Here is a 23,076-nt window from a genome sequence, read left to right as displayed (position 1 = left end):
GGCACGGCGCGCGTTCAGGCGGCCTGCGGGCCCCGGAACGCGCGCCGGTAGGAGTTCGGGGTGGTGCCCAGCGCGCGGACGAACTGGTGCCGCAGCGCCGCCGCGGTCCCGAACCCCGTACGGTCCGCGATCGTGTCCATGGTCTCGTCCGTCGCCTCCAGCAACCGCTGTGCCAGCAGCACGCGTTGGCGCAGCAGCCAGCGGTACGGAGTGGTTCCCGTCTCCTGCTGGAAGCGGCGGGCGAAGGTCCGCGGCGACATATGGGCGCGGGCGGCGAGCTGTTCGACGGTGACCTCCTGGTCCAGGTGCTCCTCCATCCAGACCAGCACCTCGCCGACCGTGTCGCAGGAGGACTTCGGCAGCGGCCGCTCGATGTACTGGGCCTGCCCGCCGTCGCGGTGCGGGGGCACCACCATCCGCCGGGCGATCTTGTTGGCGACCTCCGGGCCCTGTTCCTTGCGCACGATGTGCAGACAGGCGTCGATACCGGAGGCGGTGCCGGCCGAGGTGATCACCGGGTCCGCGTCCACGTACAGCACGTCCGGCTCGACCATCGCCCGGGGGAAGCGCCGGGCCAGTTCGTCCGCGTGCCTCCAGTGCGCCGCGCAGCGCCGCCCGTCCAGCAGACCGGCGGCACCCAGCACGAAGACGCCCGAGCAGACGCTGAGCACCCGCGCGCCCCGGTCCACCGCCCGGCGCAGCGCGTCCAGCAGCTCGGGCGGGTAGTCGCGCGAGGTGGCGGCGTCGGCGGCCGGCACCGTGATCAGATCGGCCTCCTCCAGCCGGTCCAGGCCGTGCGGTGTCGAGATCGTGAGGCCCGGGACGTGGGTGCTCAGCGCCGGGCCCTCCACGGAGACGACCGCGAAGTCGTACACGGGCAGCCCCTCGTCACTGCGGTCGAGTCCGAACACCTCGCAGACCACGCCGAGCTCGAAGGGGTGCACTCCGTCCAGCAGCACGGTGGCCACGTTCTTCAGCATGGCTCCAGTGTGCCCCCGCGATGGCAGGATTTTGAAGATGTACGGCAGTCCTGCCACTCACGGTAAGGAGCGTCCGGCGCCACAGTGGTGTCCATGACTACGACACAGCTGCAAGGCCTGATCTCGACGCTCGCCGTCCTGGGACTCCTGGTCCTCATGGTCCTGCCGTCGGTGATCGGCATCGTCCACGACCGACGTGCCGACCGCCGGATCCGTCAGGCCCACGAGGACCGGGAGGCCCGCGAGAGCCGCGACGAGGCTCAGAAGTCCTCGTCCAGGTCGACGGTGCCCTCAACCGCCACCTGGTACGCCGACGGGCGCCGCTCGAAGAAGTTGGTCAGCTCCTGAACGCCCTGGAGCTCCATGAAGGAGAAGGGGTTCTCGGAGCCGTACACCGGAGCGAAGCCGAGGCGCGTCAGGCGCTGATCGGCGACGCACTCCAGGTACTGCCGCATCGAGGCGGTGTTCATCCCCGGGAGGCCGTCACCGCACAGGTCGCGCGCGAACTGCAGTTCGGCCTCGACGGCCTCCCGCAGCATGTCGGTGACCTGCCGCTGGAGCTCGTCGTCGAAGAGGTCCGGCTCCTCCTTGCGCACGGTGTCGACCACGTCGAAGGCGAAGGACATGTGCATCGTCTCGTCGCGGAACACCCAGTTGGTGCCGGTGGCCAGACCGTGCAGCAGACCGCGGCTGCGGAACCAGTAGACGTAGGCGAAGGCACCGTAGAAGAACAGGCCCTCGATGCACGCGGCGAAGCAGACGAGGTTGAGCAGGAAGCGCCGGCGGTCCGCCTTCGTCTCCAGCCGGTCCAGCTTCTCCACCGAGTCCATCCACTTGAAGCAGAACTCGGCCTTCTCCCGGATGGAGGGGATGTTCTCCACCGCGTCGAAGGCGGCGGCGCGGTCCTCCGGGTCGGGGAGGTAGGTGTCCAGCAGCGTCAGATAGAACTGGACGTGCACGGCCTCCTCGAACAGCTGCCTGCTCAAGTACAGGCGCGCTTCGGGGGAGTTGATGTGCTTGTAGAGCGTGAGCACCAGGTTGTTGGCGACGATCGAGTCGCCCGTCGCGAAGAACGCGACCAGCCGGCCGATGAGGTGCTGCTCGCCCGGGCTCAGCTTGGCGAGGTCGGCGACGTCCGAGTGGAGGTCGACCTCCTCCACGGTCCAGGTGTTCTTGATGGCGTCCCGGTAGCGCTCGTAGAAGTCGGGGTAGCGCATCGGGCGCAGGGTCAGCTCGAAGCCCGGGTCGAGCAGGTTCTGGCGTCGGTTGGTGCTGGTCATCACTGGCAGGCCTCGCAGGACTCGGGGTTCTCAAGGGAGCAGGCGATCGCGTCGGCGTCCGGTGCCGTCTGCTGGACGGGGACGGTGGCGGGAGCCTGGGCCCGGGCGGCGCGGGCGATGCGGGTCGCCGGGCGGGAACGCAGGTAGTACGTCGTCTTCAGGCCCTGCTTCCAGGCGTAGGCGTACATCGAGGAGAGCTTGCCGATGGTCGGCGTCTCCATGAACAGGTTCAGGGACTGGGACTGGTCCAGGAACGCGGTGCGGGCCGCGGCCATGTCGATCAGGCCGCGCTGCGGGATCTCCCACGCCGTGCGGTACAGCGTCCGCACGTCCTCGGGGATCCAGGCGAAGTCCTGCACCGAGCCGTTCGCCTCGCGCAGCGCCTCGCGGGTGCGGGCGTCCCAGACGCCGAGCGCCTTCAGATCGTTCACCAGGTACGAGTTGACCTGCAAGAACTCCCCGGAGAGCGTCTCACGCTTGAAGAGGTTGGAGACCTGCGGCTCGATGCACTCGTACACGCCCGCGATCGAGGCGATGGTGGCGGTCGGGGCGATGGCGAGCAGCAGCGAGTTGCGCATGCCGACGGCGGCGATCCGCTCGCGCAGGGCCGCCCAGCGCTCCGGCCAGGTCACCTCGACGTCGTAGTGGTCGGGGTGCAGCACCCCCTGGGCCGTACGGGTCTTCTCCCAGGCGGGCAGCGGGCCGTCACGCTCGGCGAGGTCGGCGGACGCCTCGTACGCGGCGAGCATGATCCGCTCGGCGATACGGGTGGACAGGGCCTTCGCCTCCAGGGAGTCGAAGGGCAGCCGCAGCTTGAAGAAGACGTCCTGAAGACCCATGGCGCCCAGGCCCACCGGCCGCCAGCGGGCGTTGGAGCGGCCCGCCTGCTCGGTCGGGTAGAAGTTGATGTCCACCACGCGGTCGAGGAAGGTGACGGCGGTGCGGACGGTCTCGTCCAGCCGCTCCCAGTCGATGTCACCGCCGGCCACGAACGCGCCGAGGTTGACCGAACCCAGGTTGCACACCGCCGTCTCGCCGTCGTCGGTGACCTCCAGGATCTCCGTGCAGAGGTTGGAGGAGTGGACGACGTGGCCCGGCTGCGCGGTCTGGTTGGCGGTGCGGTTGGCGGCGTCCTTGAAGGTCATCCAGCCGTTGCCGGTCTGCGCGAGGGTGCGCATCATGCGGCCGTACAGGTCGCGGGCCGGCATGGTCTTCCTGGCCAGGCCACGCGCCTCCGCGGCGCGGTACGCGGCGTCGAACTCCTCGCCCCACAGGTCGGTCAGCTCCGGCACGTCCGCGGGGGAGAACAGCGACCACTGCCCGTCGGCGTTCACACGGCGCATGAACTCGTCCGGAACCCAGTGCGCGAGGTTGAGGTTGTGCGTCCGGCGGGCGTCCTCACCGGTGTTGTCGCGCAGCTCCAGGAACTCCTCGATGTCCGAGTGCCAGGTCTCCAGGTAGACCGCGGCGGCACCCTTGCGCCGGCCGCCCTGGTTCACGGCGGCCACCGAGGCGTCCAGGGTCTTCAGGAACGGCACGATGCCGTTGGAGTGCCCGTTGGTGCCGCGGATCAGCGAACCGCGGGAGCGGATGCGGGAGTAGGCGATGCCGATGCCGCCGGCGTGCTTGGACAGCCTGGCGACCTGGAGGTAGCGCTCGTAGATCGAGTCCAGCTCGTCCCTGGGGGAGTCGAGCAGGTAGCAGGACGACATCTGGGGGTGGCGCGTACCGGAGTTGAAGAGCGTGGGGGAGGAGGGCAGGTAGTCGAGGCGGCTCATCAGCCCGTAGAGCGCCTCGACCTCGTCGACCGACCGCGCGGTGTCGTCCTGCGCGAGACCCGCCGCGACCCGCAGCATGAAGTGCTGCGGCGTCTCGATCACCTTGCGGGTGATCGGGTGCCGCAGCAGGTACCGGCTGTGCAGGGTGCGCAGGCCGAAGTAGCCGAAGCGGTCGTCGGCGGCCGGGTCGATCAGCGCGTCGAGGCGGTCGGCGTACCGGCGCGCGAACTCGGCGGTCCGGTCGGCGAGAAGGCCCTCGCGGTGGCTGACGGCGACGGAGTCGGTGAAGGACACGACGCCCTGGGAGGCGGCCTCGGCGCGGATGGCGAGGGTCAGCAGCCTGGCCGCGAGCCGGGAGTAGGCGGGGTCCTCGGAGATGAGCCCGGCGGCCGCCTCCGTGGCCAGCTCGCGCAACTCGGCCTCGTCGGCCCGCGCCGACCGGCCGCGCAGCGCGGCGGCGGCGACCCGGCCGGGGTCGGCGTCGGGGAGGTCGGCGGTCAGCTCGGTCAGGGTCCGCAGCAGTACGGCACCTGGACCGTCGGTTTCCGGAGCTGTGGCTGAAACCGGGTCTGCTGGCGCGATGGTCACGTGGAGCTCTCCCTCGCTCGGCACGGGGCCTCGCCGAGGGCAGGGGGCAGCACACGAGCGCACGCGGCGCCGCGTCCACCGGCCCATTCCACGAAGCCCGGACGTCAGGGCACCCGGACCGGACGGCCGGGCGCACTGTCGGCAGGTCCTCGGACTGACGCTCGTGGCGGCCCATGGGGGCATACGCGCACGAGTACACCGTTGCGGGACAGTTCCGGATTCGCACCGGATTCCCCTGCGGCGACAGTGAGCACGAGCATACATCTTGTGCTGAGTGAGTCGGGCACCCCCATATGTTGTGCCGTGTCGCTTCAGGAACGTGTCAGAATGTCAACTCGTAGGTGAGCAGCATGATGTCGTCCAGGTGCGGGAGGGGGTTCCAGTCCCGGCCCGGCGTGCGGACGAAGCCCAGGCGCTCGTAGATGCGGTGGGCGGTGTGCATGGCGCTCTGGGTGGACAGCACCACGCGGACACAGCCCTCCACGGCCCGTGCCCGGTCCAGACAGGCCCGTACGAGGGCCTCGCCGACGCCTCGGCCTCGCGCCGTGTGCGCGACCGCGAGCATCCGTATCTCGGTCTCCCCGGGACCGGCTAGGTCGGCCATGGGGCCCGTGCCGGGGACGAAGGTCACGCCGCCGAGCACCTTCCCGTCCGCCACCGCCACCAGTACCTCGGCCGCGGCCGCCCGCTTGGCCACGTCCCGCAGCTCGCCGAGATACTCGTCGCTCTCACCGAAGTCGAGGAGCCCGTCCCGGAGGTAGGCCTGGGCGGTGATCTCACCGAGGGTGCCGTACTCGCCGGGTTCCACCGGCCGGATCACGATGTCCATGCGCCAGAGTGTGCCGCACGGGCACGGCGGCGGGCCGCCGGATTTCTCCGGCGGCCCGTGGGGTGCCCCTCCCGGTTGTCAGCGCGGGGCCGCCGCCGTGGCCGGCGGGAGTTCCACCTCGACGTCCGGGTCGCCGGCGTCCGCCGTGTAGTCATCCGGCCGGGTCTCGTCCACGCCCTCAGGCGCCTTGACCGCCCTCAGCACGAAGGTCAGGACCACCGCGACGGCCGCGTTGAGCACGAACGCCGTCAGACCGATGTAGCCGATCTCGCCGATGCCCGGGATCTCCTTCGCCGAGCCGCCGAAGTGCTTCTGCGTCGGCGAGGCGACCCCGTAGGCGGCGACCGTGCCGTAGACCATGCCGACCGCCCAGCCCGCCAGCAGCGCCCAGCGGTGGAACCAGCGGGTGAACAGGCCGCCGACCAGGGCCGGGAAGGTCTGCAGGATCCAGATGCCGCCGAGCAGCTGGAAGTTGATGGCGACCGTCTTGTCCATGGTCAGGACGAAGACCAGCGCGCCCACCTTCACCAGCAGCGACACGATCTTGGATACCCGGGTCTCCTCCTTCGGCGTCGCGTGCGGGCGGAGGAAGTCCTTGTAGATGTTGCGGGTGAACAGGTTCGCGGCGGCGATCGACATGATGGCCGCCGGTACCAGCGCGCCGATGGCGATCGCCGCGAACGCCACCCCCGCGAACCAGTCCGGGAACATGTTCTCGAACAGCTGCGGAATGGCCAGCTGGCCGTTCTTCACCTGCACGCCCGCCGCGATCGCCATGAAGCCCAGCAGGGCGAGCAGGCCCAGCATCAGCGAGTACAGCGGCAGGATCGTGGTGTTGCGGCGGATCACCTCGCGGCTGCGCGAGGACAGCGTCGCGGTGATCGAGTGCGGGTACATGAACAGCGCGAGCGCGGAGCCCAGGGCCAGTGTGGCGTACGTCCACTGGCCGGCCGCCGCCGGCACCAGACCGCCCGTCCCCGACTCGCTGAACTTCTGGTCCGCCTTGGCGAACACCTCGCCGAAGCCGCCCAGCTTGATCGGGATGTAGATGATGGCCACCGCGATCACGATGTAGATCAGGGTGTCCTTCACGAACGCGATCAGCGCGGGCGCGCGCAGCCCCGACGAGTAGGTGTACGCCGCCAGCACACCGAAGGCGATCAGCAGCGGCAGGTCCTTCACGAACCAGTGGGTGCTGTCGCCGCCCCCGACGCCCATCACGTCCAGCACGGCCTGGATGCCGACCAGCTGGAGCGCGATGTACGGCATGGTCGCGAGGATGCCGGTGAGCGCCACCGCCAGCGACAGGCTCTTGGAGCCGAACCGGCCGCGGACGAAGTCCGAGGTGGTCACGTATCCGTGCCGGTGGGACACCGACCACAGCCGCGGCAGGAACGTGAAGATCAGCGGGTAGACCAGGATCGTGTACGGCACCGCGAAGAAGCCGGCCGCGCCCGTGGCGTAGACGGCGGCCGGCACGGCCACGAAGGTGTAGGCGGTGTACAGGTCGCCGCCGAGCAGGAACCAGGTCACCCAGGTGCCGAACGACCGGCCGCCCAGGCCCCATTCGTCGAGGCTGTGCTCGTTCTCGGCACGGCGCCAGCGCGCGGCCAGGAAGCCCATGACGGTGACGAGCAGGAAGAAGAAGACACAGACGCCGAGCGCGACGCCGTTGACGCCGTCCTTCACTTCACCGCACCCCCGTCCTCGGCCGTGGCGGTACGGGCCGTCCGGGCGGCTCGGGCGGTGCGCCGGTCACGCAGCCACAGCCGGTACGCGGTCATCGTCAGGGCCGCGGAGACGACCACCCACAGCATCTGGTACCAGTAGAAGAACGGGATCCCGATGAACGCCGGATCCGTCTTCGCGTACGACCCCACCCATAACAGCGCCACGAAGGGGGCGACGAGGCAGAGGGCGATGACGACCCGTAAGGGTGTCACCACCGCTCTGGTGGCTTCCGGGGCATTCGACATGTGGCGACTCCGTCCCCTAGCTGATCACCGGCGAGCGTCCGTGCGGTGCGCAGGCAATCTAGGTCACGGTGTCACACGTGCGGAATCCCTCGTGCGCATCACGCCGCGGACCGCCACGAGATTCTTACGCCATCACAAGACCCTTACTCCTGCGGGCGCTTGAGGCGGGCCACGAACTTGTAGCGGTCCCCGCGGTACACCGACCGCACCCACTCCACCGGCCGGCCCTCGCGGTCCAGGGAGTGCCGGGACAGCAGCAGCATCGGCAGGCCCACGTCGGTGCCGAGCAGGCCTGCCTCGCGCGGAGTGGCCAGCGAGGTCTCGATGGTCTCCTCGGCCTCGGCGAGATGGACGTCGTAGACCTCGGCGAGGGCGGTGTAGAGGGAGGTGTACTTCACCAGGCTGCGCCGCAGCGCCGGGAAGCGCTTGGCCGAAAGATGGGTGGTCTCGATGGCCATCGGCTCGCCGTTGGCCATGCGCAGCCGCTCGATGCGCAGCACGCGCCCCCCGGCGGTGATGTCGAGCAGCTCGGCCAGGCGGTCGTCGGCGGTCACGTAGCCGATGTCCAGCAGCTGCGAGGTCGGCTCCAGGCCCTGGGCGCGCATGTCCTCGGTGTAGGAGGTCAGTTGCAGCGCCTGGGAGACCTTCGGCTTGGCGACGAAGGTGCCCTTGCCCTGGATGCGCTCCAGCCGTCCCTCGACGACGAGTTCCTGGAGTGCCTGCCGCACCGTGGTGCGCGAGGTGTCGAACTCGGCCGCCAGGGTCCGCTCCGGCGGGACCGGAGTGCCGGGCGGCAGCGTCTGGGTGATGTCGAGCAGGTGCTTCTTCAGGCGGTAGTACTTGGGCACGCGCGCGGTACGGACGGTCGCCCCACCCTCGTTCTCCGCACTGCTGACGTCGGTGCTCATGCTCCGCCTTCCCGGCTCCAGTGCCGAAGCGGCCGACGTCCCGTCGGCCCCGGCTCACATCGTGGCACGGCTTCGCGTGCCGGGTGGTCACCCGTACGCTCCGTGATCTCCTCTGTATACCGTCGTGACTCCCGCTGGTCTAGTCCATCACCCCGGCCAGGGTCGGTGGTCCACCTGGCCGGCGCGACCGGCGGGTGACGTACGGTCGCCACTGGTCCAGTGGAACGCGAGCGTCCATTTTGCCGGACGAACAATGAAAGGTCCCTGCATATCGCGGTCCCATAACGGACCACCTGAGCGGGTCGGCGCACTCTTGACAGCCCTATTGGTCTGGGCCAAGCTCCCCGTACTGGTCTACACCATTGGTCCAGGTCCCGGCCCCACGGGCGGTTACGCCGACGCTCGGATGTCGCTCAACCGCGGGGAGGCAGGGGGGTTTGTGGCATCCCTGAGGAGGGTGGCGTGAAGCGCAAGCTGGTAGCCGCGATCGGTATCGCGGGCATGATGGTCTCCATCGCGGCGTGTGGGGGCGGCAAGGGCGACGACGGGGACAAGGCCAAGAGCGGCAAGGACGGCTACGCCGGTCAGACGCTCACCGTGTGGGTGATGGACGGCTCCTCCCCGGACCAGTGGCAGAAGGACGTCGCCGCGGCCTTCGAGGCCAAGACCAAGGCGAAGGTCAAGTTCGAGATCCAGCAGTGGGACGGCATTCAGCAGAAGCTGACCACCGCCCTGTCCGAGGAGAACCCGCCGGACGTCTTCGAGATCGGCAACACCCAGACCCCGGCCTACGCCAAGACCGGCGGCCTCGCCGACCTCGCGGACCTGAAGTCCTCGATCGGCGGCGACTGGACCGAGTCTCTCAACAACTCGTCCGTCTTCGACGGCAAGCAGTACGCGGCACCGTGGTACTTCGCCAACCGCGTCGTCCTCTACAACAAGAAGCTCTGGGCCGACGCCGGCATCAAGGACACCCCCAAGACCCGCGACGAGTTCTACGCCGACCTCAAGAAGGTCGGTGACAAGACCGGCGCCGAGCCGATCTACCTGCCCGGCCAGAACTGGTACCACTTCGTCGGCCTGGTGATCGGAGAGGGCGGCGAACTGGTGAAGAAGGACGGCGACAAGTACGTCTCCAACCTGGCCGACCCGAAGGTCGCCGCCGCCATGGAGACCTACAAGAAGTTCCAGGCCCTGTCCAAGGCGCCCAAGGACAAGGACGAGGCCCACCCGCAGCAGGGCGAGGTCTTCGCCAAGGGCAAGGTCGGCGCCTTCATCGGCATGGGCTGGGAGGCCGGCATCGCGATCAAGGCCAACCCGCAGATCGAGAAGGAGATCGGTTACTTCACGATCCCGGGCGCCACGGCCGACAAGCCCGAGGGTGTCTTCCTCGGCGGTTCCAACCTCGCAGTCGCCGCGGGCAGCAAGAAGCAGGAGCTGGCCAGGGAGTTCCTGAAGATCGCCCTGTCCGACCAGTACGAGGGCCAGCTGGCCAAGGAGAACGGCGTCATCCCGAACAAGGAGTCGCTGCAGAGCAACCTCCAGGGCAACGCCGTCGCCGAGGCCGCCGCCCCGGCCGCCGCGGGCGGTGGCACCACGCCGCTGATCCCGGAGTGGGCCGCGGTGGAGAACGACCCGAACCCGGTCAAGGCCTACATGACCGCCGTGCTGAACGGAAAGTCCACGGCCGAGGCCGCCAAGCAGGTCGAGGGCGAGTTCAACAAGCGCCTGGCGCAGAAGCAGTAGCACCGGGTGGGCCGGGGCGGGGCAGCCGTACGACGGGCGGCCCCGCCCCGGCACCTGTACGCGGGTCGACGTACCTAGGGCCCCTCGGCCGAGAAGAGAGATCGCGAGCATGACCGTGCAGACCGAACGGCCGCCCTCCGGCCCGGTGGACGCCCGCAGGGCGGCCGGCCGGGCATCCGGCGGTCCGACACCGCGAGCCGCCTCGCGCAGCGGCGGGTTCGCCCCCTATCTGTTGCTGCTGCCCGCCTGCGCGGCCACCGTGCTGCTGCTCGGCTGGCCGCTGCTGAAGGACTTCCTGCTGTCGTTCCAGAACCTCAATATGACGCAGCTGATCCAGCACGTCACCGAGTGGAACGGCATCGACAACTACAAGGAGGTCCTCACCGGCGAGGACTTCTGGCGGGTCACCCTCCGCTCGATCCTGTTCACCGCGGTCAACGTCGTCCTGATCATGGTCCTGGGAACGCTGGTCGGCCTGCTGCTCGCCCGTCTCGGCAAGCGCATGCGGGTCACCCTGCTGATCGGCCTCGTGCTGGCCTGGGCGATGCCCGTGGTGGCCGCGACCACCGTGTACCAGTGGCTGTTCGCCCAGCGCTTCGGCGTCGTCAACTGGGTGCTGGACAAGCTCGGCTGGCACTCGATGGCCGACTACAGCTGGACCAGCAGCCAGATGTCGACGTTCTTCGTCGTCACCGTGCTGATCGTGTGGATGTCCATTCCGTTCGTCGCGATCAACCTGTACGCGGCGACCACCACCATCCCCGGCGAGCTGTACGAGGCCGTGTCCCTGGACGGCGCCGGCGTCTGGCGGAGCTTCACCACGGTCACCCTGCCGTTCCTGCGGCCCTTCCTCTACGCCACGACCTTCCTGGAGATCATCTGGGTCTTCAAGGCGTTCGTGCAGGTCTTCACCATCAACGGCGGCGGCCCGGACCGGCTCACCGAGACCCTGCCCGTCTACGCCTACGTCGAGGGCGTGGGCAACCAGCACTACGGCATGGGTGCGGCGATCGCCGTCCTGACCATCCTGATCATGCTCGGCCTGACCGCCCACTACCTCAGGATCGTGCTCAAGCAAGAGGAGGACGAGCTGTGAAGCGCTCGCTCTTCGGCCGCCTGTGGCCCAACGCCACGGCCGTCGTCCTGTTCATCGGCTTCGTCTTCCCCGTGTACTGGATGTTCTCCACGGCCTTCAAGCCGACCGGCGACATCATCTCCGAGGACCCGGTCTGGTTCCCGGTCGACGTCACCTTCGAGCACTTCAGAACGGCGACGGAGGTCGACCTCTTCTGGACGTACGTGGCCAACTCGCTGACCGTCACCGTCCTCGCGGTCGTCTTCTCGCTGATCGTCGCGCTGGCCGGCTCCTTCGCCCTGGCACGGATGCGGTTCAAGGGGCGGCGCGGCTTCGTCATCGGCTTCATGCTGGCCCAGATGGCGCCCTGGGAAGTCATGGTCATCGCCATCTACATGATCGTGCGGGACGCGTCGATGCTGAACAGCCTCGTACCGCTGACGCTCTTCTACACGATGATGATCCTGCCCTTCACCATCCTGACGCTGCGCGGCTTCGTCGCCGCCGTGCCGAAGGAACTGGAGGAGGCGGCCATGGTGGACGGCTGCTCCCGTATGACGGCCTTCCGCCGGGTCATCCTGCCGCTGCTCGCCCCGGGCCTGATGTCGACCTCGATGTTCGGCTTCATCACCGCCTGGAACGAGTTCCCGCTCGTCCTGGTATTGAACAAGAACGCCGAGGCCAAGACGCTGCCGCTGTGGCTGTCGAGCTTCCAGACCCAGTTCGGCGACGACTGGGGCGCGACCATGGCGGCCTCCTCCCTCTTCGCCGTCCCGATCCTGATCCTTTTCCTCTTCCTCCAGCGCAAGGCCGTCGGCGGCCTCACCGCGGGCGCCGTGAAGGGATAACGCCACCCGATGACGACAATCGCCAGCGGCACCGACACACTCACCCGCGACGCGCTGACGGTCCTCCAGCCCGGCTTCACCGGGACCACGGCCCCCGACTGGCTGCTCCGGCGCCTCGGTGAGGGCCTGTCCTCGGTCGGCCTGTTCGGCCGGAACATCGCCTCGCCCGAACAGCTGGCCGCCCTCACCGCCCAGTTGCGCGCCGAACGCGAGGACGTTCTGGTCGCCATCGACGAGGAGGGCGGCGACGTCACCCGTCTGGAGGTGCGCACCGGCTCCAGCTTCCCCGGCAACCACGCGCTGGGCGCGGTGGACGACGTGGAACTGACCCAGGCCGTCGCCCGTGAACTCGGCAGGAGGCTGGCCGAGTGCGGAGTGAACTTCAACTGGGCACCCTCCGCGGACGTCAACTCCAACCCCGGCAACCCGGTCATCGGCGTACGGTCCTTCGGGGCCTCCACCGACCTGGTCGCCCGGCACACCGCCGCCTACGTCACCGGCCTCCAGTCCGCGGGGGTCGCCGCCTGCACCAAGCACTTCCCCGGGCACGGCGACACCGCCGTGGACTCCCACCACGCGATGCCCCGCATCGACGTGGGCGCCGAGGTGCTCCAGGAGCGCGAACTGGCCCCGTTCCGCGCGGCGATCGCCGCCGGCAGCAAGGCCGTGATGAGCGCCCACATCCTGGTGCCGGCCCTGGATCCGGAGCTTCCGGCAACGTTGTCCCGCCGGGTGCTGACCGACCTGCTGCGCGGCGAACTGGGCTACGAGGGCCTGATCGTCACCGACGGCATGGAGATGCGGGCCATCGCGGACAACTACGGCATCCGGCGCGGCAGCGTCCTGGCCATCGCCGCCGGAGCCGACGCGATCTGCGTGGGCGGCGGACTGGCCGACGACGAGACTGTGACCGGTCTGCGCGACGCCCTGGTCGCCGCGGTCCGCTCCGGCGAACTGCCCGAGGAACGGCTGGCGGACGCCGCCGACCGGGTCCGTGCCCTCGCCCGCTGGACCGCCGCGGCCGCGGGCCCGGCCGGGACACGCGGCGACGCCGATCTGGTGGTCGGGCTGCGAGCGGCCCGGCGCGCGCTGCGCGTCACCGCCGCGGAGGGCTTCACGCCGCTCACGGATCCGCCCTACGTCGCCGCCCTCACCCCCGTCGCCAACATCGCCGTCGGCGAGGAGACCCCGTGGGGCGTGGCCGCCGAGCTCTGCCGCCTCCTGCCGGGCACCCGGACGGGCAGCTTCGCCGGCGAGGACGCGGGCCGCGCGGCCCTTCAGGAGGCCGGCACCCGGCGTGTGGTGGCCGTCGTCCGCGACGAGCACCGCCACGCCTGGATGGCGGCCGCCCTGGACACCCTGCTCGCGGCCCGGCCGGACACGGTGATCGTCGAGATGGGCGTCCCCCAGGCGCCCCCGCGAGGCGCCCTCCACCTCGCCACCCACGGCGCGGCCCGCGTCTGCGGCCGGGCAGCGGCGGAGATCATCACGGGCAAGTAGACGCCGACGACCGCCGAGGCCCAGGCCCGGACACCTCCCGGAGGGCCGGGCCCCGCGGGAGGTGTCCGCCCCGGCGGCCCCGGGCGGTCGCCGCTCGGGAGCGGGCCCGGCAGGTGTCCCATGGGGCCATGAGCGGGGAGACGTTCCTGGGGCGGACCCGGGTGGTCGCCGCCTGGGACCAGGTCCGTGCGGCGTCCCGTAGGTCCCGGAGCCGGCAGGGGTTCCTCCGGGCGGTCCCGGGCGGTGGGTGCCTGGGACCGGGTTCGTGATGCTTTCCGCGGGGGCGGGGGCGGGGGCGGGGGCGGGGTGGTGGTCCCGGCGGCCCCGAGTGGTCGCCGCCTGGCGCCAGGCTCGCGTGGCTTCCCGTGGGCCAGGAGCGGGGATGCGTTCGTGTCGGCCGCCCCGGGTGGTCGCCGCTTGGGAGAGCAGGTTCGTGAGGCCTGCCGCAGGGCCAGGAGCGGGGTGGTGTTGGTCCCGGCAAGCCGGGGCGGTCGCCGCCTGGGACCAGGTCCGGGAGGCGACTCCCGCAGAGTCAGGAGTCGGCGGGTGTTCGTCCCGGGCGGTGCCTGGGAGCAGGCCGGGGAGGCGTCCCACAGGGCTGGGAGCAGGGAGGCGTCCTCCCGGCGGACCTGAGTGGTTGCAGCGTGGGACCAGTTCTACGGGGCGTTTCGCGGGGCCGGGAGCCGGGAGGGGGCGTCCTGGCCGAGTCGGGGGCGGGGCGGCGTAGGCCCCGCGGACAGGCATCCACTCGTCGCCACCCGACGGGACGGTTGTCCGGCGCAGCCGCGCCTCGGGGCTGCCTGCCGGCGTCGCCGGCCCGCCGCCACCGGCGCCGCGGCGGCGACGCGCGTGCGTGGCCGGGTTCCGTGTGGAGTCCCACGGCTGTCGACGCGGCGACGCCGGCCGCCCCGTGCGGGGTGGCCGGCGTCGCCGTGGATCGAGCCGCGCGAGTGGCTAGTGCTGTGACCGGAAAGGTTTGCCGGGAAGCTCGCGGCGTCCGGTGCGGTACATCGCAACGCGGAGCATGACCCGCGTACTGGATGTACTCGGGTGATGCGACAACGCGGCGAGGTGCCGTGCCGGGCGTCGCGAGCCGGTGAACCTTTCCGGTCACAGCACTAGATGCCCTGCCAGTCCGGCTTGTTGGTGTACGCGTGGCGGAAGTAGTCGGCGAGCTTCAGCTTGGACGCCGCGGCCTCATCGACGACGACCGTCGCGTGCGGGTGGAGCTGGAGTGCCGAGGCCGGGCAGACGGCCGCCAGCGGGCCCTCGACGGTCGCCGCGATCGCGTCCGCCTTGCCCTCGCCCGTCGCCAGCAGCACCAGGTGCCGCGCCTCCAGGATCGTCCCGATGCCCTGCGTGATGACGTGGTGGGGGACCTGGTCGACGTCGCCGTCGAAGAAGCGGGCGTTGTCGGCGCGGGTCTGCTCGGTCAGGGTCTTGATCCGGGTGCGCGAGGCGAGCGACGAGCACGGCTCGTTGAACCCGATGTGCCCGTCGGTCCCGATCCCGAGCAGTTGCAGGTCGACACCGCCGGCCTCGGCCAGGGCCCGGTCGTAGGCCGCGCAGGCAGACCGGACGTCCTCGGCGGTGCCGTCGGGCCCGAGGAAGGCGTCCATCCCGATGCCGAGGGGCCCCAGCACCTCCCGGCGCAGCACCGAGCGGTAGGACTCGGGGTGGTCGGCGGGCAGCCCCACGTACTCGTCGAGCTGGGCGATCCGCACCCGTGAGATGTCCGCGGCGCCTGAGCGCGCCTTGGCCGCCAGCGCCTCGTACACGGGCAGGGGAGTCGAGCCCGTGGCCACGCCGAGCAGGGCGTCGGGCTTGCGCCGGAGCAGCCGCGCCATCGCCTCGGCGATGAGTTCGCCGCCCGCTCTGGCATCCGGAACGATGACAACTTCCACGCTGGGCCTGCCGATCTGAGGAGGATCTGAAGGGGACGGACCCGGTAACGGGGGTCGTGTGGTTTAGACCAATCCAAGCCCAATCTAACAGAGTCGAGCCCGTCCGTGCGGTGCTCCCCCGCCCACGTGCCCGAAGCGGTGGGGACGCTCGCCCGGGGCGGATCGCGACCGGCCGCGACGGCGTGAGCCGGGGGAAGTCGAGGCGCTCACGGAAATCCGCCTCGCCATCCGGCCCCGCCGCCGAGCCGGGCGGGCTAGGCTGCGGTGAGCGCGCCGGGAGATCCGGTCGGCAGGCCGGCCCGGCTCCGCCCGACCGGTCGTTCGGTGAAGAAAACACAACAACCGCCGTCCCGCACATGGACAGGGCAAGTGGTCTAGTCCAGAATGCTGTGAGACGTCTCGAAGAGCGCACGCGCGCGGCACCGTCCGCGCACGACAGGTGAACGCACGAGCCTCCGTCTTCCCCGCACAGGAAGGCGGACCGAGGACCCGGAGCTCTCTGCCCTGACTGCCCCGGTTCCTCATCCTTCGGCCGACCGGGACCGCACGCCCGAGGCCGATACTGCTCCGGGCTGCGGTGCCGGGAGGGTTGAGGGTCCCTCTCAGGCGCCGCGGCCCGCGGGTGTCCCCGGGGCCCCGCGCCTCCGCTTATTTCAGGACCGTACAAATGCCCGGGTACGCTCGCAGACGTGCCCTCCATGAACGAACTCGTACGCCAGCACACCGCGCTCGACGACTCCGATCTCGAGTGGCTGCACATGCTGGTCTCGGAGTGGCAGCTGCTCTCCGACCTCTCCTTCGCCGACCTGGTCCTGTGGGTCCCCACCCTGGACGGCACCCGGTACGTCTCGGTCGCCCAGATGCGGCCCAACACCGGGCCCACCTCCTACCAGAACGACATGGTCGGCCACCTCGTCCCGCGCGGCCGCCGCCCGATGCTGGACGTCGCCCTCGACGAGGGCCGGATCGTGCGGGAGGGTGACCCCGAGTGGCGCGAGGAGGTCCCGGTCCGCGTCGAGTCCATCCCGGTGCGGCGGGAGGGGCGCGTCCTCGGCGTCATCGCGCGCAACACCAACCTGCTGACCGTGCGCACCCCGAGCCGGCTGGAGCTGACGTATCTGCAGAGCGCCTCGGACCTGGCGCAGATGATCGCGGCCGGTTCGTTCCCGTTCCCGGACCAGCAGGTCGACATGGACGCCTCGCCGCGCGTCGGCGACGGCCTGATCCGGCTGGACGCGGACGGCATCGTCCAGTACGCCTCGCCCAACGCGCTCTCCGCCTACCACCGCCTCGGCCTCGCCGCCGACCTCGTCGGCCATCACCTGGGCGAGACCACCGCCGAACTCGCCCCCTCCCGGGCGCCGGTGGACGAGGCGCTGGTGAAGCTGGCGAGTGGCTGGGCGCCCCGGGAGTTCGAGATCGAGGCCCACGACGGGGTGATCCAGTTCCGGGCGATCCCGCTCAAACCCAAGGGCACGCGCATAGGTTCGCTGGTACTGCTCCGGGATGTGACCGAACTGCGCCGACGTGAGCGGGAGTTGATCACCAAGGACGCGACGATCCGGGAGATCCACCACCGGGTCAAGAACAACCTCCAGACGGTGGCGGCCCTGCTCAGGCTCCAGGCCCGGCGCATCGAGTCGGAGCGCGGCCGGGAGGCCCTGGAGGAGGCGGTTCGCCGGGTCGGGTCGATCGCCATCGTGCATGAGACGCTGTCCCAGAACCTGGACGAGCGCGTGGAGTTCGACGAGATCGCCGACCGGGTGCTGGCGATGGTCGCCGAGATCTCGCCGGGCAAGGTGACCGGGCGGCGCAGCGGCCGCTTCGGGATCCTGGACGCCGAGGTCGCCACCCCGCTGTCGATGGTGCTGACCGAGGTTCTGCAGAACGCCCTGGAACACGGCTTCGGCGAGGGCGAGACGGGGACGGTGGAGGTCTCCGCGGTCCGCGGCGGCACCTCGCGCGAGGCCCGACTCCTCGTCACCGTCCAGGACGACGGCGTGGGTCTGCCCGACGACTTCGACCCGCACAGCTCGGGCAACCTCGGCCTCCAGATCGTACGGACCCTGGTCGAGGGGGAGTTGGGCGGCACCTTCGACATGGTGCCGGCCCCGGAGCGCGGCACCCGGGTAATCCTCGACATTCCCGTGCAAGCGCACAAGTAGCCCGCACAGCAAAGAGCCTCGGACCGAAATCGGTCCGAGGCCAGTCGCTCGTTGCGGCTTGTGTGCGCATCGGGGGTACTGCGCGCTGCGGCTCGGGGGCGGGAGATGCGTACTCGCTGTACGCGCCGCCAAGCTCAGGCTGTCAGCGGGGTGGCTGTGGTCAGGCGGAGGCCTGACGAGCCCGGTTGCGGGCGGCGCGGCGCTTCATCGCGCGGCGCTCGTCCTCGCTGAGACCACCCCAGACGCCGGAGTCCTGACCGGACTCGAGCGCCCACTGCAGGCACTGCTCCATAACCGGGCAGCGACGGCAGACGGCCTTGGCTTCCTCGATCTGCAGCAGCGCAGGACCGGTGTTGCCGATGGGGAAGAACAGCTCGGGGTCTTCCTCGCGGCAAACGGCGTTGTGACGCCAGTCCATGGCTGCTACCTCTCTTGGTGTTACGTGCGGTTGCTTGTGAATGTGAACGCTTTCACGAATCCCTCAACAAGGGAAGGGCCGACTGCCAGGTTCCCTGGCGTGGTCCTGTGATTTGGAGAGGGGTTCCGGTGATCTCTGGGGCCCGTGTGGTGGGCCGCCCCGATCGCCACGTAGAGACTCGCAAACCTCAGCGGCGGATACAACCCCTTCCGGAAAGTTTTTTTTGATTCCTCGGTGTCGACTAGGTCACAGCCGTACTTCCATGGGGTGGATCCTGGCCTAAACGTTCGAGTGAAAGGACTTTGGGCCCTTCTACTCACACAATCACACGCAGTGCACGGCGTACGCCTGTGAACGTCACGCTTCTACGCAGCCCCAGGTGGTCACCGTCCATCTGGAGGGGGAGCGGCACCTTCGAATGCAAGGTGAAGTGGCTCAGATCGTGCAGGGAGGCCGCATGCCTGCCGTAGGGGCCGCGCTCGGGGGACGAAGTGAGCAACTGGGTGCCATACCGGGCAACCGCGGCGGTGGACAGACGGCTGAGACCGAGCACGTCGAGCCCGGTATCGAACGAGGCCTTAGGCGACGTGTACATCGGGCGATTGCCGAGATACGTCCACGGCGAGGTGTTCGAGACTATCGCCACGACCAGTTCGGTGAGCGGGTCCTCCCCGGGCCGCTCCAGGGTGATCGTCCCGTGCCGGCGGCTCGGCTCCCCGAGGAACTGGCGGACCACCTGCCGTACGTACAGGGCGTGCGTGGACTTCTTGCCGCGCTCGCGCTGTTGTTCCACCCGGCCGACCACGCCGGCGTCGAAGCCGAGCCCGGCATTGAAGGTGAACCAGCGCTCCGGCACCGCCGCGTCGTCGGTGCCGGGCGTGCCCGAGGCCAGCCCCAGGCCGACCGTGCGCTCGCCGCCCCGGCGCAGGGCGTCCAGGATCGCGCCGGTGGCCTCCACGGCGTCGTTGGGCAGGCCCAGGGCGCGGGCGAAGACGTTGGTGGAACCGCCGGGCACCACCGCCAGGCGCGGCAGGCGCTCGGGATCCGGGCCGCGGTGCAGCAGGCCGTTGACGACCTCGTTGACCGTGCCGTCGCCGCCGAGGGCCACCACCATGTCGATGTCGTCGCTGTCCGCGGCCTGCCGGCCCAGGTCGCGGGCGTGGCCGCGGTACTCGGTGGTGACCGCGTCCAGCTTCATCTCGCTGGCGAGCGCGTGGATCAGGACGTCGCGCGTACGTGCGCTTGTGGTGGTTGCCGCCGGGTTGACCACGAGTAGTGCACGCATGAGGTGCAGCGTACCTACCGGACAGTACCCGCCCCACCCCGAGGTAGGGATCGGGTAAGAGATGGGGACGTGAGCCTGCACACGGTGATCCGTACCGCGAAGGTTACGCTGCTGGGGTGAGCAGTGACCGCAACCCCACCCCCAGGACCACGGACGGCACGGACGCCCCGGACACAGCGGGTCCGCGCCCGCGGCGGCTGACGTACGCGGCGGCGCTTGCCGCGCTGGAAGGGCTCGTGCTGGCGGCCGGCGGGATCTGGATGCTCGTCGCGGGCATCACCGGCCACGAGGGCGACCGGCAGACCGGAGTCACCGGCGGCATCACGGTGATCGTGCTCGCGCTGCTGCCGCTGCTCGCCACCCGTGGACTGCTGCTGCGCCGCAGCTGGAGCCGGGGACCCGCGGTCATCACGCAGATCATGGCGCTGCCCGTCGCCTACACCCTGCTGCGGACCGACGGCGTGGCCATCCCGGCCGGCATCGCGCTCGCCGTGGTGGCCGTGACGTCGCTGGTGCTGCTCGTGAACCCGGAGACGACCAGGGCCCTCGGCATCAAGGGCCCGGGCCGGGCCGGGGAGACCGGGCAGCGATAGCCCTGCGGCCGGCCTCCGCCCCGGCCGTCCCGGTCCTCGCGGCCCTTCCGCTACTCCTCCACCAGCAGCTTCTCCCGCAGCTGGGCCAGTGTGCGGGCCAGCAGCCGGGAGACGTGCATCTGCGAGATGCCGACCTCCTGCGCGATCTGCGACTGGGTCATGTTGCCGAAGAAGCGCAGCAGCAGGATCCGCTTCTCGCGCGGCGGGAGATCCTCCAGCAGCGGCTTCAGCGACTCCCGGTACTCCACGCCCTCCAGCGCCTCGTCCTCGGCGCCGAGGGTGTCCGCGACCGCGGGGGACTCGTCGTCCGTGTCGGGGACGTCCAGCGACAGCGTGGAGTAGGCGTTGGCCGACTCCAGGCCCTCCAGGACCTCCTCCTCGGAGATGGCGAGCTTCTCGGCCAGTTCGTGCACCGTCGGGGAGCGGCCGTGCAGCTGGGACAGTTCGGCCGTGGCGGTGGTCAGCGCCAGGCGCAGCTCCTGGAGCCGGCGCGGCACGCGCACCGCCCAGCCCTTGTCCCGGAAGTGCCGCTTGATCTCGCCGACGACCGTCGGAGTCGCGTACGTGGAGAACTCCACGCCGCGGTCCGGGTCGAAGCGGTCGACGGACTTGATCAGACCGATGGTGGCGACCTGCGTGAGGTCGTCCAGAGGCTCGCCGCGGTTGCGGAAGCGGCGCGCGAGGTGCTCCACGAGCGGCAGGTGCATGCGGACCAGCTGGTTGCGCAGCTCGGCGTACTGCGGGCTGCCCTCCTTCAGGGAGCGCAGTTCGACGAACATGGCACGCGCGCCACTGCGGTCCTGAGGGTCGTGTCGCGCGTTGCGCACGATCGGTGCGGCCCGCGACCCGTCCTCGGGGTATCGCTCGTGCTCGCTCATCGTCCCGCCCGTTGCCCTTCCCCGAGCCCTCGCCTCCTTCCCCGAGTTCTCGCCGGTCCCGCCGGTCCCGCCGGTCTCGCCGGTCCCGCCGGTCTCACCGTTCTCGCCTTCGCTCGAACAGGGGGAGTCCCCGTGAGGGGGAGGACCGCCGTGGCCCGCGGCCAGCGGCTCGTCCTCCGGGTGCGGCCTGGCCTGCTCGGGGATGCCGTCGATACCGTCCGCCGCGCGCCGGGCCGCGGCCGGACCGCCCCGGGCTGCCCCGCCCGGGGCTCCGGCCCCGTCCGCGCGCGCGGGAGTCCCGTCCTCGGCCGGCATCTCCCGTGTGCCGCGCTCTTCGTCCCGCACCGGCCCGTCCCCGTTCCTCACGCCGGCCCGGGTCCCGCGCCGCGCTGTTTGTAGAGGCTGATCGACACGGTCCTGTCCTCGTCCACGGCGGAGGAGACCTTGCCCGCGAGGGCGGACAGGACGGTCCAGGCGAACGTGTCCCGCGAAGGCGCGTGACCGTCCGTCGTCGGGGCCGAGACGGTGACCTCGAGCGAGTCGTCGACCAGCCGGAAGACACAACTGAGCACCGAGCCGGGCACGGCCTGCTGGAGCAGGATCGCGCAGGCCTCGTCCACCGCGATGCGCAGGTCCTCGATCTCGTCGAGGGTGAAGTCCAAACGGGCCGCGAGACCGGCCGTGGCCGTCCGCAGCACCGACAGGTAGGCACCCGCAGCCGGCAGCCGGACCTCCACGAAGTCCTGGTTCGCCGCGGGCTCGCCTGCGATCTGGGACACCCTCACCTCCAAGGTGGTACAAGCTCTCTCAGGGCCGGGGGCATCCCCCGGGACAACGCGATACATGGTTCTGCGGTGACGCTACCGCGCGCCCGGCCTTCCTGTCCCGGGGCCCCAACCCCATTGCTGTCACTCATAGTAAAGCTACGGATACGCTCCGTGGCTAGGGGTTCCGCGGGCCCAAATGGGAACGGCGGGCGCCGGGTTGACGTACCCAGACGTCAGACGGTCGAACCGTCCCCGATTCCGGTCACACGAGCACGTGGTCCACGAAGCACCAACGCCAGTCCTCGCCGGGCTCGAAGGTCCGCATCACCGGGTGTCCGGTGTCCTTGTGGTGCTTGGTCGCATGCTGTCCCGGCGATGAGTCGCAGCATCCGACGTGGCCACAGGACAGGCACAGCCGCAACTGCACCGGATGCGTGCCCTGCGCCAGGCACTCCGGACACGTCTCGCTCACGGGGCCGGGCTCCGGATGCGGCAGCGTGCCGGCGTGCGTGCACTGTTTCATGATTGCCAGATTACGACGGGCGTGCGGGTGACCGCGCGGAAAGCGGACGGGCGACGAACGATGGGTGGGCGAGGACCATGGACGTAGTGCCGCTGCTGTTCCTGGTGGCGGGCAGTGCCGCGGTGGCCGGGGCCGCCCGGCGCACCCCCGTGCCGGCGCCCCTGCTGCTGGTCGCGGCCGGACTGGCGGTCTCCTACCTCCCCGGAGTCCCCGCCTACGCCCTCGACCCCGGCGTGGTCCTGCCCCTGCTGCTGCCGCCGCTGCTGTACACCTCCGCCATCGACAGCTCCTACCTCGACCTGCGCGCGCAACTGCGGCCCGTGGCGCTGCTCTCCGTCGGGTACGTGCTGTTCGCGACCTTCGTGGTCGGCTGGGCCGTGTACCTGCTCGTGCCGGGACTGCCGCTGACCGCGGCGCTGGTGCTGGGCGCGGTGGTGGCGCCGCCGGACGCGGTCGCGGCGACGGCGGTGGCCCGCCGGGTCGGGCTGCCCTCGCGGATCACCACGATCCTCCAGGGCGAGTCCCTGCTCAACGACGCCACCGCGATCACCGCCTACCGGGTGGCGCTGGCCGCCGCGGTCGGCGAGGGCGCGACCTGGGCCGGCGGCGTGAGCGAGTTCCTGATCGCGGCGATCGGCGGCGTCGGGATCGGGCTGGTGCTGATGGCGCCGCTGCACTGGCTGCGCACCCACCTGAAGGAGGCGCTGCTGCAGAACACGCTCTCCCTGCTGATCCCGTTCGTCGCCTACGGCGTCGCCGAGCAGGTGCACGCCTCCGGCGTCCTGGCCGTCGTCACCGTCGCCCTCTATCTCGGCCACCGCGCGTGGGAGGTCGACTTCGCCACCCGGCTCCAGGAGGACGCGGTGTGGCGGATGGTGGCGTTCGTCCTGGAGTCGTCGGTGTTCGCCCTCATCGGACTTCAGCTGCCGGTCGTCCTCAACTTGAATTTAAAGGTTCCCCCTCGGCCTTCAAGGTCGGGGGGTGTCTTGTTTGTGGGGGTGTTTGCCGACGGGGTGGCGGGGTGCGGGGCTGGTG

General features: G+C 70.4%; 21 protein-coding genes and 1 riboswitch. Of the genes, 8 read left to right on the top strand and 13 right to left on the bottom strand.

Annotation, left to right across the window (positions count from 1 at the left end):
• Positions 1-14: 14 nt before the first annotated feature.
• Positions 15-980, bottom strand: coding sequence for a helix-turn-helix domain-containing protein (locus ACFY3J_RS33500; RefSeq protein WP_384171550.1), 966 nt, complete (start codon positions 978-980; stop codon positions 15-17).
• Between the two features lie 93 nt (positions 981-1,073).
• On the opposite strand from ACFY3J_RS33500, the gene ACFY3J_RS33495 reads away from it, so the two are divergent.
• The gene (locus tag ACFY3J_RS33495; protein ID WP_384171547.1) at positions 1,074-1,328 is read left to right on the top strand and encodes a hypothetical protein; all 255 of its coding nucleotides are present in this window, start codon (positions 1,074-1,076) and stop codon (positions 1,326-1,328) included.
• On the opposite strand, the gene ACFY3J_RS33490 is transcribed toward ACFY3J_RS33495, so the two are convergent.
• The 6 genes from ACFY3J_RS33490 to ACFY3J_RS33465 form a co-directional block, all read right to left on the bottom strand.
• Positions 1,241-2,260: a ribonucleotide-diphosphate reductase subunit beta gene (locus ACFY3J_RS33490; protein ID WP_384171545.1), complete on the bottom strand. Its 1,020-nt coding sequence runs from the start codon at positions 2,258-2,260 to the stop codon at positions 1,241-1,243. The two genes, ACFY3J_RS33495 and ACFY3J_RS33490, sit on opposite strands and share 88 nt — an antisense overlap.
• Complete coding sequence (locus ACFY3J_RS33485) at positions 2,260-4,626, bottom strand: ribonucleoside-diphosphate reductase subunit alpha (RefSeq protein WP_384171542.1); 2,367 nt, start codon at positions 4,624-4,626, stop codon at positions 2,260-2,262. The genes ACFY3J_RS33490 and ACFY3J_RS33485 overlap by 1 nt, the downstream gene beginning before the upstream one ends.
• A 122-nt stretch (positions 4,627-4,748) precedes the next feature.
• Positions 4,749-4,903, bottom strand: a riboswitch (cobalamin riboswitch).
• A 45-nt stretch (positions 4,904-4,948) separates the two neighbouring features.
• The gene (locus ACFY3J_RS33480; protein WP_384171539.1) at positions 4,949-5,455 is read right to left on the bottom strand and encodes a GNAT family N-acetyltransferase; all 507 of its coding nucleotides are present in this window, start codon (positions 5,453-5,455) and stop codon (positions 4,949-4,951) included.
• A gap of 78 nt (positions 5,456-5,533) precedes the next feature.
• The gene (gene mctP / locus ACFY3J_RS33475) at positions 5,534-7,144 is read right to left on the bottom strand and encodes a monocarboxylate uptake permease MctP (RefSeq protein ID WP_384171536.1); all 1,611 of its coding nucleotides are present in this window, start codon (positions 7,142-7,144) and stop codon (positions 5,534-5,536) included.
• On the bottom strand, positions 7,141-7,431 hold the full coding sequence (locus tag ACFY3J_RS33470) for a DUF3311 domain-containing protein (protein WP_384171533.1): 291 nt from the start codon (positions 7,429-7,431) through the stop codon (positions 7,141-7,143). The genes mctP and ACFY3J_RS33470 overlap by 4 nt, the downstream gene beginning before the upstream one ends.
• A gap of 143 nt (positions 7,432-7,574) precedes the next feature.
• The gene (locus ACFY3J_RS33465) at positions 7,575-8,339 is read right to left on the bottom strand and encodes a GntR family transcriptional regulator (RefSeq protein ID WP_141358515.1); all 765 of its coding nucleotides are present in this window, start codon (positions 8,337-8,339) and stop codon (positions 7,575-7,577) included.
• A 462-nt stretch (positions 8,340-8,801) separates the two neighbouring features.
• Here ACFY3J_RS33465 and ACFY3J_RS33460 point away from each other — a divergent pair, with 462 nt between their 5' ends.
• The 4 genes from ACFY3J_RS33460 to ACFY3J_RS33445 all read left to right on the top strand — a co-directional run bounded on the left by ACFY3J_RS33460 (position 8,802) and on the right by ACFY3J_RS33445 (position 13,508).
• Positions 8,802-10,085 carry an extracellular solute-binding protein gene (locus tag ACFY3J_RS33460; RefSeq protein WP_384171529.1) on the top strand — a complete coding sequence of 428 codons (1,284 nt, stop codon included), beginning with the start codon at positions 8,802-8,804 and terminating at the stop codon, positions 10,083-10,085.
• Positions 10,086-10,194: 109 nt separating this feature from the next.
• A complete protein-coding gene (locus ACFY3J_RS33455) occupies positions 10,195-11,181 on the top strand; it encodes a carbohydrate ABC transporter permease (RefSeq protein WP_384171526.1) in 987 nt (328 codons plus the stop codon).
• The gene (locus tag ACFY3J_RS33450) at positions 11,178-12,008 is read left to right on the top strand and encodes a carbohydrate ABC transporter permease (RefSeq protein WP_384171522.1); all 831 of its coding nucleotides are present in this window, start codon (positions 11,178-11,180) and stop codon (positions 12,006-12,008) included. Before ACFY3J_RS33455 ends, ACFY3J_RS33450 begins: the two co-directional genes overlap by 4 nt.
• Before the next feature lie 9 nt (positions 12,009-12,017).
• Positions 12,018-13,508, top strand: coding sequence for a glycoside hydrolase family 3 protein (locus ACFY3J_RS33445; protein WP_390842409.1), 1,491 nt, complete (start codon positions 12,018-12,020; stop codon positions 13,506-13,508).
• A gap of 1,118 nt (positions 13,509-14,626) precedes the next feature.
• Here the strand turns inward: ACFY3J_RS33445 and nagB are convergent.
• Positions 14,627-15,412, bottom strand: a complete 786-nt coding sequence (nagB, locus tag ACFY3J_RS33440) for a glucosamine-6-phosphate deaminase (RefSeq protein ID WP_384171516.1) — start codon at positions 15,410-15,412, stop codon at positions 14,627-14,629.
• 698 nt (positions 15,413-16,110) lie between these two features.
• Between nagB and ACFY3J_RS33435 the strand changes: the two genes are divergently transcribed.
• A complete protein-coding gene (locus ACFY3J_RS33435; protein ID WP_384172590.1) occupies positions 16,111-17,577 on the top strand; it encodes a sensor histidine kinase in 1,467 nt (488 codons plus the stop codon).
• A 160-nt stretch (positions 17,578-17,737) separates the two neighbouring features.
• Here ACFY3J_RS33435 and ACFY3J_RS33430 read toward each other — a convergent pair whose 3' ends face one another.
• Together ACFY3J_RS33430 and ACFY3J_RS33425 are read right to left on the bottom strand one after the other, a co-directional pair.
• Positions 17,738-17,995 (bottom strand): WhiB family transcriptional regulator, encoded by a 258-nt coding sequence (locus tag ACFY3J_RS33430; RefSeq protein ID WP_016639615.1) that lies wholly within the window; start codon positions 17,993-17,995, stop codon positions 17,738-17,740.
• 316 nt (positions 17,996-18,311) lie between these two features.
• Positions 18,312-19,280 (bottom strand): diacylglycerol/lipid kinase family protein, encoded by a 969-nt coding sequence (locus tag ACFY3J_RS33425; RefSeq protein WP_384171513.1) that lies wholly within the window; start codon positions 19,278-19,280, stop codon positions 18,312-18,314.
• A 116-nt stretch (positions 19,281-19,396) separates the two neighbouring features.
• Here ACFY3J_RS33425 and ACFY3J_RS33420 point away from each other — a divergent pair, with 116 nt between their 5' ends.
• Positions 19,397-19,873: a hypothetical protein gene (locus ACFY3J_RS33420; RefSeq protein ID WP_384171510.1), complete on the top strand. Its 477-nt coding sequence runs from the start codon at positions 19,397-19,399 to the stop codon at positions 19,871-19,873.
• Between the two features lie 50 nt (positions 19,874-19,923).
• On the opposite strand, the gene ACFY3J_RS33415 is transcribed toward ACFY3J_RS33420, so the two are convergent.
• The 3 genes from ACFY3J_RS33415 to ACFY3J_RS33405 form a co-directional block, all read right to left on the bottom strand.
• Positions 19,924-21,117 carry an RNA polymerase sigma factor SigF gene (locus ACFY3J_RS33415; protein WP_384171507.1) on the bottom strand — a complete coding sequence of 398 codons (1,194 nt, stop codon included), beginning with the start codon at positions 21,115-21,117 and terminating at the stop codon, positions 19,924-19,926.
• Positions 21,114-21,530: an anti-sigma regulatory factor gene (locus tag ACFY3J_RS33410; RefSeq protein WP_137301875.1), complete on the bottom strand. Its 417-nt coding sequence runs from the start codon at positions 21,528-21,530 to the stop codon at positions 21,114-21,116. Before ACFY3J_RS33410 ends, ACFY3J_RS33415 begins: the two co-directional genes overlap by 4 nt.
• Before the next feature lie 250 nt (positions 21,531-21,780).
• The gene (locus ACFY3J_RS33405) at positions 21,781-22,041 is read right to left on the bottom strand and encodes a UBP-type zinc finger domain-containing protein (protein WP_384171504.1); all 261 of its coding nucleotides are present in this window, start codon (positions 22,039-22,041) and stop codon (positions 21,781-21,783) included.
• Between the two features lie 77 nt (positions 22,042-22,118).
• On the opposite strand from ACFY3J_RS33405, the gene ACFY3J_RS33400 reads away from it, so the two are divergent.
• On the top strand, positions 22,119-23,076 hold a 958-nt coding region (locus ACFY3J_RS33400; RefSeq protein WP_390842408.1), incomplete at its 3' end, for a cation:proton antiporter.

The organism is Streptomyces sp. NPDC001231, assembly GCF_042896885.1.
Lineage (GTDB): Bacteria > Actinomycetota > Actinomycetes > Streptomycetales > Streptomycetaceae > Streptomyces.
Note: the sequence above shows the minus strand (reverse complement) of the source record. Positions and strands in the feature narration are given on the sequence as shown.